The organism is Pseudomonas sp. Cab53 (assembly GCF_018325965.1).
Classification (GTDB): Bacteria; Pseudomonadota; Gammaproteobacteria; order Pseudomonadales; family Pseudomonadaceae; genus Aquipseudomonas; species Aquipseudomonas chlororaphis_E.
The window spans coordinates 5,399,828-5,412,317 of the sequence record NZ_AP021902.1; the positions used below are offsets into that span (position 1 = coordinate 5,399,828).

Sequence of the window (12,490 nt, forward strand, 5' to 3'; positions counted from 1 at the left end):
GGGTTAAGCGTTGTGTCTAAAAGCCATGCGGGGTGGAGCGCGTCACGATCGCTTCGACATTCAAGCCCCGAGGCAAGGTGCCGTAGGCACGGCCCGCGGCACCCAGGCGGCTGGCGATGAAGGCATCGCTGACGTCGCTGTTGCCCGCTTCGAGCAACAGCCTGGCTTGCAGGCCAACGGCGATGTCTTCGGTCAATTGCCGGGCGCGGTACTGAATGTCGTCGGTGTCCTTGAACGCCGCCTGCAACCGACCGATATGGTCCGCCAGGCGCCGATCGCCGTGTCCGTCACCCAGTTCGTTGAACAGCACCTCCAACACGCCTGGCTCCTTCGACAACGCTCGCAGCACGTCGAGGCACTGCACATTGCCGGAACCTTCCCACGTCGAGTTGACCGGCGCCTCCCGGTACAGGCGCGGCAGGATGCTGTCCTCGACGTAACCGGCGCCGCCCATGCACTCGGCGGCCTCGTTGATCATCGCCGGAGCGCGCCTGCAGATCCAGTACTTGCCCACGGCCGTCACCAGCCGGGCGAACCGGGCCTCGTGGTCGTCGCTCAAGTGGTCCAGCGCCCGGCCCATGCGCAGGCTCAAGGCCAGCGCGGCCTCGCTTTCCAGCGCCAGGTCGGCCAGTACGTTCTGCATCAGTGGCTGCTCGCTCAACAGCTTGCCACCGACCTTGCGATGCGCGCAGTGATGGCTGGCCTGGGTCAGCGCCTGGCGCATCAGGGCGCTGGAGCCAACCATGCAATCGAAACGGGTCATGGCGACCATCTCGATGATCGTCGGCACACCGCGCCCTTCCTCGCCGATCATCCAGGCCAACGCCCCGCGGAACTCCACTTCGCTGGAAGCATTGGAACAGTTGCCCAGTTTGTTCTTCAGGCGCTGGATGTAGAACTGGTTACGGGTGTCATCCGGGCGATGGCGTGGCAGCAAAAAGCAGGTCAGGCCCTTGTCGGTCTGGGCCAGGGTCAGGAAGGCGTCGCACATCGGCGCCGAACAGAACCACTTGTGACCCACCAGCTCATAGGCCTGGCCGGGGCCGCTGGGGCCCACCGGGAAAGCCTTGGTGGTGTTGGCCCGAACGTCGGTGCCGCCCTGTTTCTCGGTCATTGCCATGCCGAGGGTGACCCCAGCCTTGTGGGCCATGCCGACGTTGCGCGGGTCGTACTCGGTGGCGAGCACCTTCGGCAGCCAGCGCTCGGCCAGGTCAGGCTGCAAGCGCAGCGCCGGGACACTGGCGAACGTCATGGTCAGGGGGCAGCCGGTACCGGCCTCGGCCTGGCTGTGCAAATAGGTCATCGCCGCACGGGCCACGTGGGCGCCAGGCTGCGGATGGGCCCAAGGCAAACTGGGCAGGCCATGCTCGACGGCGGTGCGCATTAACTGGTGATAGGCCGGATGAAACTCCACCAGGTCGATCCGGTGGCCGTAGCGGTCATGGCTGGCAAAGACCGGTTTATTCTGGTTGGCCAGGAACCCTGCCTCCATCAGCGGCCCGCCGGCCAGCGCCCCGTACGCATCGATCCGCGCCCGCGCCCAGCCCGCCCCAAAACGCAGGGCCCACTGCTGCAGCGGCAGGTCGATGCGATACAGGTTGGCACCATCCAGGGACGGTGGCTGGTTGGTGACGTCGTGGGTTTCGGCGAACTGGTGCAGGTTCATGACAGGGCTCCTTGGTCAGCCAGCAGAGGTTCAGTTAAGCACCGCCTCCCGGCCGAACAAAGTGTCATATGCGCCTAAATGTCGGCGCGTTCACCCTGCTTCGGACACAGCACCCGCCGCTGGAGCATGGCCTGCAACGCCTCGAATTTCACCGGTTTGCCCAGGTAATCCACCAGGGCGCCCGACGGGCAGCGCTCATGCCCCGGGGTCGGGCTGACCACCAGTACCGGCAACTCCTCGCAACCGGGCAGCGTGCGAATCTGGCAGCAGACCGACACGCCGTCGAAAGGTGGCGACTGGCAATCAAGCAACACGGCATCAAAACTCTCGCCCTGCAACAGTTCCAGCGCCGCGCGGCCGCTGTCGGCCGTTCGCACTCGGTAACCCAGCTTGAGCAGCATGCCGCGCATCACCAACTGATCGATGCTGTTGTCGTCCGCCAGCAGCACCGTGCAGTCCTGGGGCAAGCGCGCGTCCTGGCGTTCGCCGAACGCGAGCGATGACGGATCAGGCGCGGGCAAGGCGACATCAAACTCGACGTCCAGCTGGAAACGACTGCCGCGACCCGGCTCCGAGGTGTGGGTCAGGCGCCCGCCGAGCAACTCCACCAGTTGCCGGCAGATGGCCAGGCCCACGCCGAGGCCGCCGTATTCGCGGGTCATCGAGCCGTCCAGTTGGAAGAACCGCTGGTACAGGGTCGCTTCACCCAGGTCGGTAAAGCCGATACCGGTGTCGATCACCGCGAATGACAACACCAGCCCATCGAGCTGCGTCGACCGGCCGCTGACGCGCAACGCCAGGCCACCGACCCGGGTGAACTTGATGGCGTTGTCCAGAAGACACTCCAGGCACTGGGCCAGCTTGCAACGGTCACCCAGCAGCCGATCCGGCAGGCTCGGGGCCACGTCCACCTTGAAATCCAGGCCCTTGGCCGCCGCATTGGCCCCGAACTGCACCTCCAATGCCGCGATTACCTCACGCAGGCTGAACGGAACCGGACAGGCCTTGAGCTTGCCAGCCTGCAGCTCGGTGAGCGTGAGGATGCCGTTGACCATGCGCATCATGTCCCGCGCCGAACCGGCGGCGGTCTGCTGATACTGGGTCATCTCCTCGTCCATCTCGACGGTTTCCATCAACTCCAACGAACCGATCACCCCATTCATTGGCGTGCGCAGTTCATGGGTCAGGGTCGCGAGGAATTCATCCTTGAGCTTGTTGCCCTGGGCCAGTTGCTGGTTGAGCACTTCCAGTTTTTGCCCGGCGTCGAGCAGGATCTGAGCCTGCTGCTCGCGCATGGCATTGATACGGTCGGCCAGGGCCAGGGACAGCAGCGCCACTTCGATGGCCGAACCGATCTGGCTGGCGTACATGGTCAGGAACACGTTTGGCAGGTAGCCGAGCACCATCAGCGTATTGACGACGCCGCCCAGCAGAAACGCCGACCAGGCAATGATGAAATACCGCGCCACCCGCAAGCCACGCCACCAGGCAAACAGCCCGGCGGCGAAGATCACCACGGTGAAGACCAGCGCCAGTGCCGTTGCCAGGCGCAACGCCAGGGCATAGCTGGTCATCAACGACAGGCCGACCACCACGGCGCTGTAGGCGATCAGGGCCAACAGCAGCCGATCGAGCCAGCGGCTATGTTGGGCGGTTTGCAGGAAGCTGCGGGCGAACTGGCTGCCAAACAGGCCTGCGCAGCCGATGAAGAAGGGCGTCGCAGCGTTGGCCCACCAGGGGTCGTCCGGCCAGAAATACTCCACGGCCGCGCCGTTGACCGACAACTGGTAGAGACCGAACGAAGCGATGTAAACGATGTAATAGAGGTAGCTGGTGTCCCGCACGCTCAAGTAGATGAACAGGTTGTAGACCAGCATCCCCAACAGCACGCCATAAATGATCCCCAGCACGTACAGGCGCACCGGCTGCTGCTCCAGGTAGGCAGTGCTCGACCACAACGTCAGCGGTGCCTGGATCGACCCCTGGCTTTGCAGGCGCAGGTAGACGGTGCGCTGCTGTTCGGGCTTGAAATCGATGCTGAACAGGTAGTTGTTCTGGCGGATTTCACGACTCGCGAAAGGCAGCGCGTCGCCGGTGCGGCGCACCAACTGATACACCCCGGCAGCATCGGGCAGGTACAGGTCGAGATGGTCCAGCGGCGGATACGCCAACTCCAGCAGCCAGGTGCGCTGGGCGTCCGGGTTCGCGGGGCGGTACTGCAGGTCGACTTTCAACCAGAACGCCGAACGCGAATAACCGGCGTTCAGCGTAGCTTTGTCATGGGGCTTGAAGCCGCCGGCCGCGGCCTGGGCCAGGACGTCATCGAGGCTGGCATTGCCGCTCGCGTCCTCGAACACTTGCAGGGCTTGGCCCAGGGGCAGGTTTTGGGTGAACTCATCGAATTCGAGGGCACTTGCCAAGGGGACAAGCACAGTAACAACATCAACAAATAGCGCATTTAAGCCCCAGCATGGCCTGTCCGGTTGAGTCAGGAAGTCCCCCATTCCCTGAGTAGACGTAAAACCGGCATTACCTGTTATGAGTTGGATCCATCACTAGCATAGCCGCTGATGGCCAATTTGCACCATTGAAATTTTTCCCACAGAAGGCTCTAGAACGGGCGTTCCAGGGGAAAGCATTGAGATAGAGCTGTTGCTTCGGTCAGATTACCGGATAAGCCTCGGGGCCTCGTCACAGGTGCGCGCCGATCGAAGGGTTTGGTGGTAAGCTCGCGCACCATGAATATCTACAGCTCTCGCCCCGTTGTCCTCTGTCTCTCCGGCCACGACCCCAGTGGTGGCGCCGGCTTGCAGGCAGATATCGAAGCCCTGCTCGCCCAGGGCTGTCATGCCGCTCCGGCGGTGACCGCGTTGACCGTGCAAGACACGGTCAACGTCAGTGATTTCCGCGTGCTCGATCGGGCCTGGGTGTTGGCGCAAGCCAATGCCGTGCTCAACGATTCGACGGTGGCGGCGGTCAAGTTGGGCATGCTTGGTTCACTGGAAATGGTCGACACCGTGGTCGAACTGCTCCAGGCGCACCCGCACCTGCCCATGGTTTGCGACCCGGTGCTGCGCGCCGGCGGTGGCGGGCGGCTGGGCAAGGACGAGGTCGGCTACGCCATGCGCGAACGCCTCTTGCCCTTGGCGATCATCGCCACGCCCAACCTGCCGGAAGCACGCATCCTCGCCGAACTGCCCGAGGGCAGCGCCGATGAATGCGCCGAAAAACTGCTGCCTTTCGTCAAGCACCTGTTGATCACCGGTGGCCACGGCGATGAACATGAAGTCCATAATCGCCTGTACAGCCGCGATGGCCACCGCGAAACCTTTACCTGCCAGCGCCTGCCCGGCAGCTATCACGGTTCCGGCTGCACCCTCGCCAGCGCCCTGGCCGGCCGCCTGGCCCAGGGCGAACAGCTCGCCAGCGCCGTCAAGACCGCACTGGATTACACCTGGCGCACCCTGCGCGATGCCGAACGGCTGGGCCAAGGCCAGTTCGTGCCGCGTCGCCTGCCGCTGGATTTCTGCTCCTAGCTCCGGAGGCCTGTGGAATGAAATTACGTGGCCTTTACGCCATCACCGACGGCCAACTGCTGGCCGGCAAATTCCTCGCGTATGTCGAGGCCGCGCTGGAAGGTGGCGTCGCCCTGCTGCAATACCGCGACAAGAGCAGCGACGAGGCCCGTCGCCTGCGCGAAGCCGAAGCCCTGCGCAACCTGTGCGAGCGCTACAACACCCAGTTGATCATCAACGACGACGCCGAACTGGCCGCGCGCCTGGGCGTCGGCGTGCACCTGGGGCAGACCGACGGCCCGCTGGCCCCGGTGCGGGCGCTGCTGGGAAGCAAGGCGATCATCGGCTCCACCTGCCACGCCAGCCTGGAGCTGGCCGAGCAGGCCGCCGCCGAAGGCGCCAGCTATGTGGCATTCGGGCGCTTCTTCAGCTCCACCACCAAGCCCGGCGCCCCCGGCGCACCGCTTGAGTTACTCGCACAAGCCCATGCCAGGCTGCACGTTCCGGTCTGCGCCATCGGCGGCATCACCCTGGACAACGCCGCCCCGCTGGTGGCCCACGGTGTCGACCTGCTGGCCGTGGTCCATGGCCTGTTCGGCGCCGACAGCAGCGCAGAAGTGACGCGCCGCGCCCGCGCCTTCAACGCCCTGCTGCAGCCCCAATAATCTTTTTTTTCGATTTCGAGAGCCCAACCATGTCCCGTTCCGAAACCCTGTTTGCCAATGCCCAGAAACACATTCCCGGTGGCGTGAACTCTCCCGTCCGGGCGTTCAAGAGCGTCGGCGGCACCCCGCTGTTCTTCAAGCACGCCGAAGGCGCGTATGTGACCGACGAAGACGACAAGCGCTATGTCGACTACGTCGGTTCGTGGGGTCCGATGATCCTCGGCCACAGCCATCCGGAGGTGCTCGACGCCGTGCGCCAGCAACTGGTCCACGGCCTGTCCTATGGCGCCCCCACCGCGATGGAAACCGAAATGGCCGACTTGGTCTGCTCGATCGTGCCGTCGATGGAGATGGTGCGCATGGTCAGTTCCGGCACCGAGGCGACCATGAGCGCGATCCGCCTGGCACGCGGGTTCACCGGTCGCGACAGCATCATCAAATTCGAAGGGTGCTACCACGGCCACTCCGACAGCTTGCTGGTCAAGGCCGGTTCCGGAGCCCTGACCCAAGGCGTCCCGAGCTCGGCCGGCGTGCCAGCGGCGTTTGCCAAGCACACCCTGACCCTGCCGTTCAACGACCTCGAAGAAGTCGAGAAGATGCTCGCCGACGTCGGCCAGGAAGTGGCCTGCATCATCGTCGAGCCGGTGGCCGGCAACATGAACTGCGTACCACCGGCACCGGGCTTCCTCGAAGGCCTGCGTCGCCTCTGCGACCAGCATGGCGTGGTGCTGATCTTCGACGAAGTGATGACCGGTTTTCGCGTGGCCCTCGGCGGCGCCCAGGCCCACTATGGCGTGACGCCGGACCTGAGCACCTTCGGCAAGATCATCGGCGGCGGCATGCCGGTGGGCTGCTTCGGCGGCAAGCGCGCCATCATGGAATGCATCGCCCCACTGGGCCCGGTCTACCAGGCCGGTACGCTGTCGGGCAACCCACTGGCCATGGCCGCTGGCCTGACCACCTTGCGCCTGATCAGTCGCCCGGGCTTCCATGCCGAGCTGACCGACTACACCACGCGCCTGCTCGACGGCTTGCAGGTTCGCGCCGACGCGGCCGGCATCCCGTTCGTCACCACCCAGGCCGGCGGCATGTTCGGCCTGTACTTCAGCGGTGCCGATGACATCGTCACCTTCGAAGACGTCATGGCCAGCGACGCCGATCGCTTCAAGCGTTTCTTCCACCTGATGCTCGAAGGCGGCGTATACCTGGCGCCGAGCGCGTTCGAAGCCGGCTTCACCTCCATCGCCCATGGCGAGGCGGAGCTGAAAATCACCCTCGACGCAGCCGAGCGAGCGTTCGCAGCCTTGAAATAAGCCTGTGGATAACTGACGCTGGCTGATGCCGGCGTCAGTGATTGCCGACAACCTCCTATCCTTTTCCTACGGATTTCGCCGCGAAGCAGCCGTTGGCATTCCCTCGCAGCAGAAAAACGAGTAAAGACTTTGTAAGGATGGCCCCGCTTATTTCATAATGCGCGCTTATTGGATCCCCCGGAGGGTCCGCGCGCCCCTCAGAGGTAAGTCGATTCCCATGAACCGCACCGGCCGCACCCTTGCCTTGGGCTGCCTGTTGCTCCTTCAGCCCCTGCTGGCGAATGCACAGGCAGGCGGCAACTCGTTGTTGATCCCGGCGCTGGGCCGTTGCACGCTCAACACCCAGCCACAAGATCTCGCACCGGCCCTCGACGCCTGTCAAAAAGCGGCGGATGCAGGCGATGCGCAGGCACAGTACGAGTTGGGCGAGTTCTACTACGAAGGCAAGGCTGCGCCGCGCGACCTCAAGCAAGCCCTCGACTATTTCGAAAAAGCCTCGCTACAAGGCCATGCCCAGGCGCAATTCAAGCTGGGCGGCATGTTCTTTCATGGTGAAGGCGTACCCGCCAACAATGTCCAGGCCTACATCGTCCTGAAGATGGCGGCGGTCAACGGCGCCGAAGACGCCCTGGACACCGCCGACGAAGTCGCCGAGCAAATGCCCCGCGACGAGTTGGAAGTGGCCACCCAGGTGCTCGGGCAGATCTTTCGCAAGTACCTGATGGAACTGCAGAACGCCGATGGGCGTACGCCTTTTTCGCCGCTGCCCTGAAACCACCATGGCCCCTTGTGGCGAGGGGATTTATCCCCGCTGGGCTGCGCAGCAGCCCCAAAAGCAGTCAACTCAGTCAACCTCTAATACCGAGCTGTCAGGTTTTAGGGCCGCTTCGCGCCCCAGCGGGGATAAATCCCCTCGCCACAGGGACTGTGTGCAACTGTCTAGCCGTTACTTCTCAGGCATCGGCATCGGAAACGGCATCACATTGCCCACCCCAGCGCGGGCTTCGCTGATTTTCGGCGTGCCCAGGCGTTCGACTTCGTCGATGCGCACGATCGAGTGCATGGGCACGAAACTGCGTACCACGCCCTCGAACTGAGCCTTGAGCTTTTCCTCGCTCGGGTCGACGACCACTTGCGTGCGCTCCCCAAAGACGAACTCTTCCACTTCCAGGAAGCCCCACAGATCGCTCTGGTAGATCTGCTTGGCGTACATTTCGAACACCTGGCCCTGGTTGAGGAAAATCACCTTGTAGATTGGAGCTTCACGTTTGGTCATGGCTGGCGAAACACATCGGCGGGTAAAAATGAGGGCGCAAACTATAGCATAGCCACTGCTCCGGCAGCGGTAGGAACCCGCTGACTTGTTCCCTATAATGCGCGGTTCTTTGAATCACGTGATGACCCGTCCATGGCCAAGAAGCTTTACATCGAAACCCACGGTTGCCAGATGAACGAGTACGACAGCTCGCGCATGGTCGATCTGCTGGGCGACCACCAGGCCCTGGAAGTCACTGCCCGCGCCGAAGACGCGGACGTGATCCTGCTCAACACCTGCTCGATCCGCGAACGTGCCCAGGACCGGGTGTACTCCCAGCTCGGCCGCTGGCGCGAGCTGAAGCTGGCCAACCCGGACATGGTCATCGCCGTGGGCGGCTGCGTGGCCAGCCAGGAAGGCGCCGCCATCCGCGACCGCGCGCCGTACGTGGACGTGGTCTTCGGCCCGCAGACCTTGCACCGCCTGCCCGAGATGATCGACGCCGCGCGTGTGACCAGGCTGCCCCAGGTGGACGTTTCGTTCCCGGAGATCGAAAAGTTCGACCACCTGCCCGAACCACGCATCGACGGCCCGAGCGCCTATGTCTCGGTGATGGAAGGTTGCAGCAAATACTGCACCTTCTGCGTCGTGCCCTACACCCGCGGCGAAGAGGTCAGCCGGCCGTTCGACGACGTGATCGCCGAGATCATCCACCTGGCGGAAAACGGCGTGCGCGAAGTGACGCTGCTGGGCCAGAACGTCAACGGCTATCGCGGCCTGACCCACGATGGCCGCCTGGCGGATCTCGCCGAGCTGATCCGCGTCGTGGCCGCGGTGGACGGCATCGACCGCATCCGCTACACCACCTCGCACCCGCTGGAGTTCTCGGACAGCCTGATCCAGGCCCACGCCGAGGTCCCGGAACTGGTCAAACACCTGCACCTGCCGGTGCAATCGGGTTCCGACCGGATCCTCGCTGCCATGAAACGCAACCACACGGCCCTGGAGTACAAATCCAAGCTGCGCAAGTTGCGGGCCGCCGTGCCGGGCATCTGCATCAGCTCGGACTTCATCGTCGGCTTCCCTGGCGAAACCGAGAAGGACTTCCAACAGACCATGAAGCTGATCGAAGACGTCGGCTTCGACTTCTCCTATTCCTTCGTCTACAGCCAGCGCCCCGGCACGCCGGCGGCCGACCTGGCGGACGACACCCCCGAAGAGTTGAAAAAAGAACGGCTCAACGCCCTGCAACACCGCCTGAACCAGCAAGGTTTCGAGATCAGCCGACAAATGGTCGGCTCCATCCAGCGGATCCTGGTGACCGATTACTCGAAGAAAGACCCCGGCGAATTGCAGGGACGCACGGAAAACAACCGCATCGTCAACTTCCGTTGCGACACCCCAGCCCTGATCGGCCAGTTCGCCGACGTGCACATCGACGCCGCGCAACCGCACTCCCTGCGCGGCTCGCTGGTCCAATAACTACATCATTGCCTTGTGGGAGCGGGCTTGCTCGCGAAAGCGGTTTCGCGCTCAACACTGAGTGGCCTGAACCACCGCCTTCGCGAGCAAGCCCGCTCCCACAGATTGCTCCCCACAGGTTCACGTCGGTCGCAGGAATGGAATTGCCCTGTTTAAGAGCTTTCGCACCCAGCCTACTGGCGCTATCCTTGGTTTCATCTCAATTGCCCCTGGGCGGCTAAAAACGACCTTGAACGCACCCATCGAACCTCATCGTTTCATTCTCGAGCCATTTGAGGCTCGCCGCTTCGCCAATCTGTGCGGGCAATTCGACGAGCACCTGCGCTTGATCGAACAGCGCCTGGCCATCGAGATCCGCAACCGCGGAAACCAATTCGAGCTGATCGGCGAACCCAAGCACACCACCTCCGCGGAAAACCTGCTGCGCCGCCTCTACCGGGAAACCAAGGGGAGCGAGTTGTCGCCAGACACCGTGCACCTGTTCCTCCAGGAGTCGGCGGTCGAAGAGCTGGACAACCCCGCGCCTTCGGAACCGGCCGTCGCCCTGCGCACGAAAAAAGGCATGATTCGCCCGCGCGGCCTGAACCAGCAGCGCTACGTGAAGGAAATCCTGGGTAACGACATCAATTTCGGCATCGGCCCGGCCGGTACCGGCAAGACCTACCTGGCCGTGGCCTGCGCCGTCGACGCGCTGGAGCGCGAACAGGTACGGCGCATCCTGCTGGTGCGCCCGGCGGTCGAAGCCGGGGAAAAACTCGGCTTCCTGCCCGGCGACCTGACCCAGAAGATCGATCCCTACCTGCGCCCGCTCTACGACGCGCTGTATGAAATGCTGGGCTTCGAATACGTCGCCAAGCTGATCGAGCGCCAGGTCATCGAGGTCGCCCCGCTGGCCTACATGCGTGGTCGCACCCTGAACAACAGCTTCATCATCCTCGACGAAAGCCAGAACACCACGGTCGAGCAGATGAAAATGTTCCTGACCCGGATCGGCTTCGGCTCCACCGCGGTCATCACCGGCGACATCACCCAGGTCGACCTGCCTCGCGGCACCAAGTCCGGGCTGAACCATGTCATCCAGGTGCTCAAGGACGTGCCAGGTATCAGCTTCACGCACTTTTTGCCCAAGGACGTGGTCCGTCATCCGCTGGTGCAGCGTATCGTCGAAGCCTACGAGCGCTTCGAGAGCCGCACCGACGAAGACACGGTCGAAGGCAAGGGCAGCCGCCACAATGCTTGAACTCGACCTGCAACTGGCCAGCGAATGCCCGGCCCCCAGCGAAACCCAGTTCCGCCAATGGTGTGAACTGGCCTTGCGCCAGCGCAGCGCCGATTCGGAGCTGACGATCCGCCTGGTGGATGAGCCCGAAGGCCGCGAACTGAACCACACCTGGCGGCAGAAAGACTACGCCACCAACGTGTTGTCATTTCCCGCCGACGTGCCCGACGAACTGCTCGACATCCCGCTGCTGGGCGACCTGGTGATCTGCGTCCCGGTGGTGGAGCGCGAAGCGCGCGAACAAGGCAAGACTGGCGAGGCCCACTGGGCCCATCTGGTGATTCACGGCTGCTTGCATCTGCTCGGTTACGACCATATAGAAGATGACGAAGCCGAGGAAATGGAAGCACTGGAACGAACGTTGCTTGCAGAGCTGGGTCATCCCGACCCTTATGCCGGCGACGAACACTGATACATCAACCTGTAACGACAAAGGATTCAGAGTAATCGCTATGAGCGAAGATCGATCGAGCAACGGGCAGAAGTCTTGGCTGGGCAAGCTCACCCAGGCTTTTGCCCATGAGCCGAAAAACCGCCAGGAGCTGCTGGAGCTGCTGCGCGATGCACACCAGAACAAACTGCTGGACAGCGAAGCGCTGGCCATCGTCGAAGGCGCCATCCAGGTCGCTGACCTGCAAGTACGCGACATCATGGTCCCGCGCTCGCAGATGGTCAGCATCAAGGCGACCCAGACACCCCGCGAGTTCCTGCCCGCCGTGGTCGACTCCGCTCACTCGCGCTACCCGGTCGTCGGCGAAAGCCATGACGACGTCATGGGTGTGCTGCTGGCCAAGGACCTGCTGCCGCTGATCCTTCAGGAAAACGGCGACAGCTTCAACATCAAGGACCTGCTGCGCCCGGCCACCTTCGTGCCCGAGTCCAAGCGCCTGAACGTGCTGCTGCGTGAATTCCGCGCCAACCACAACCACATGGCCATCGTCATCGACGAATACGGCGGCGTGGCCGGGCTGGTCACCATCGAGGACGTGCTCGAGCAGATCGTCGGCGACATCGAGGACGAGCACGATGTCGAGGAAGACAGTTACATCAAGCCCCTGCCCAGCGGCGACTTCCTGATCAAGGCCCTGACGCCGATCGAGAACTTCAACGAATTCTTCGACAGCCAATTCTCCGACGATGAGTTCGACACGGTCGGCGGCCTGGTGATGAGCGCTTTCGGGCACCTGCCCAAGCGCAACGAAACCACGGAAATCGGCTCCTGGCGCTTCCGCATCCTGAACGCCGACAGCCGTCGGATTCACCTGCTGCGCCTGTCGCCCATTGCCCGATAAACCCTGCGAGACCCGCTAAGGAC

10 protein-coding genes and 1 pseudogene are annotated in these 12,490 nt (G+C 63.3%); 8 read left to right on the forward strand and 3 right to left on the reverse strand.

Annotated elements, in window-relative coordinates; genetic code table 11:
* Positions 1 to 16: 16 nt before the first annotated feature.
* On the reverse strand, positions 17 to 1,666 hold the full coding sequence (locus KI241_RS23685) for an acyl-CoA dehydrogenase family protein (protein WP_212803057.1): 1,650 nt from the start codon (positions 1,664 to 1,666) through the stop codon (positions 17 to 19).
* 74 nt (positions 1,667 to 1,740) lie between these two features.
* Positions 1,741 to 4,124, reverse strand: a pseudogene (locus KI241_RS23690) (7TM diverse intracellular signaling domain-containing protein).
* Between the two features lie 280 nt (positions 4,125 to 4,404).
* Here KI241_RS23690 and KI241_RS23695 point away from each other — a divergent pair.
* The 4 genes from KI241_RS23695 (at position 4,405) to KI241_RS23710 (ending at position 7,931) form a co-directional block, all read left to right on the forward strand.
* Positions 4,405 to 5,202 (forward strand): hydroxymethylpyrimidine/phosphomethylpyrimidine kinase, encoded by a 798-nt coding sequence (locus tag KI241_RS23695; protein WP_047736333.1) that lies wholly within the window; start codon positions 4,405 to 4,407, stop codon positions 5,200 to 5,202.
* Between the two features lie 17 nt (positions 5,203 to 5,219).
* A complete protein-coding gene (thiE, locus tag KI241_RS23700) occupies positions 5,220 to 5,846 on the forward strand; it encodes a thiamine phosphate synthase (RefSeq protein WP_042732297.1) in 627 nt (208 codons plus the stop codon).
* A gap of 29 nt (positions 5,847 to 5,875) precedes the next feature.
* On the forward strand, positions 5,876 to 7,159 hold the full coding sequence (hemL, locus tag KI241_RS23705; protein WP_042732296.1) for a glutamate-1-semialdehyde 2,1-aminomutase: 1,284 nt from the start codon (positions 5,876 to 5,878) through the stop codon (positions 7,157 to 7,159).
* Positions 7,160 to 7,376: 217 nt separating this feature from the next.
* The gene (locus tag KI241_RS23710) at positions 7,377 to 7,931 is read left to right on the forward strand and encodes a tetratricopeptide repeat protein (protein ID WP_042732295.1); all 555 of its coding nucleotides are present in this window, start codon (positions 7,377 to 7,379) and stop codon (positions 7,929 to 7,931) included.
* Positions 7,932 to 8,105: 174 nt separating this feature from the next.
* Here the strand turns inward: KI241_RS23710 and KI241_RS23715 are convergent, their stop codons facing one another.
* Positions 8,106 to 8,435 carry a DUF1820 family protein gene (locus KI241_RS23715; RefSeq protein ID WP_047736335.1) on the reverse strand — a complete coding sequence of 110 codons (330 nt, stop codon included), beginning with the start codon at positions 8,433 to 8,435 and terminating at the stop codon, positions 8,106 to 8,108.
* A 132-nt stretch (positions 8,436 to 8,567) separates the two neighbouring features.
* Between KI241_RS23715 and miaB the strand changes: the two genes are divergently transcribed.
* The 4 genes from miaB (at position 8,568) to KI241_RS23735 (ending at position 12,467) form a co-directional block, all read left to right on the forward strand.
* Positions 8,568 to 9,896, forward strand: coding sequence for a tRNA (N6-isopentenyl adenosine(37)-C2)-methylthiotransferase MiaB (gene miaB, locus KI241_RS23720; protein WP_042732439.1), 1,329 nt, complete (start codon positions 8,568 to 8,570; stop codon positions 9,894 to 9,896).
* Positions 9,897 to 10,125: 229 nt separating this feature from the next.
* Positions 10,126 to 11,136 carry a PhoH family protein gene (locus tag KI241_RS23725; protein WP_212803059.1) on the forward strand — a complete coding sequence of 337 codons (1,011 nt, stop codon included), beginning with the start codon at positions 10,126 to 10,128 and terminating at the stop codon, positions 11,134 to 11,136.
* Positions 11,129 to 11,587 carry an rRNA maturation RNase YbeY gene (ybeY, locus tag KI241_RS23730; protein ID WP_042732441.1) on the forward strand — a complete coding sequence of 153 codons (459 nt, stop codon included), beginning with the start codon at positions 11,129 to 11,131 and terminating at the stop codon, positions 11,585 to 11,587. The genes KI241_RS23725 and ybeY overlap by 8 nt, the downstream gene beginning before the upstream one ends.
* A gap of 40 nt (positions 11,588 to 11,627) precedes the next feature.
* Positions 11,628 to 12,467, forward strand: a complete 840-nt coding sequence (locus tag KI241_RS23735; protein ID WP_025215634.1) for an HlyC/CorC family transporter — start codon at positions 11,628 to 11,630, stop codon at positions 12,465 to 12,467.
* Positions 12,468 to 12,490: the final 23 nt, after the last annotated feature.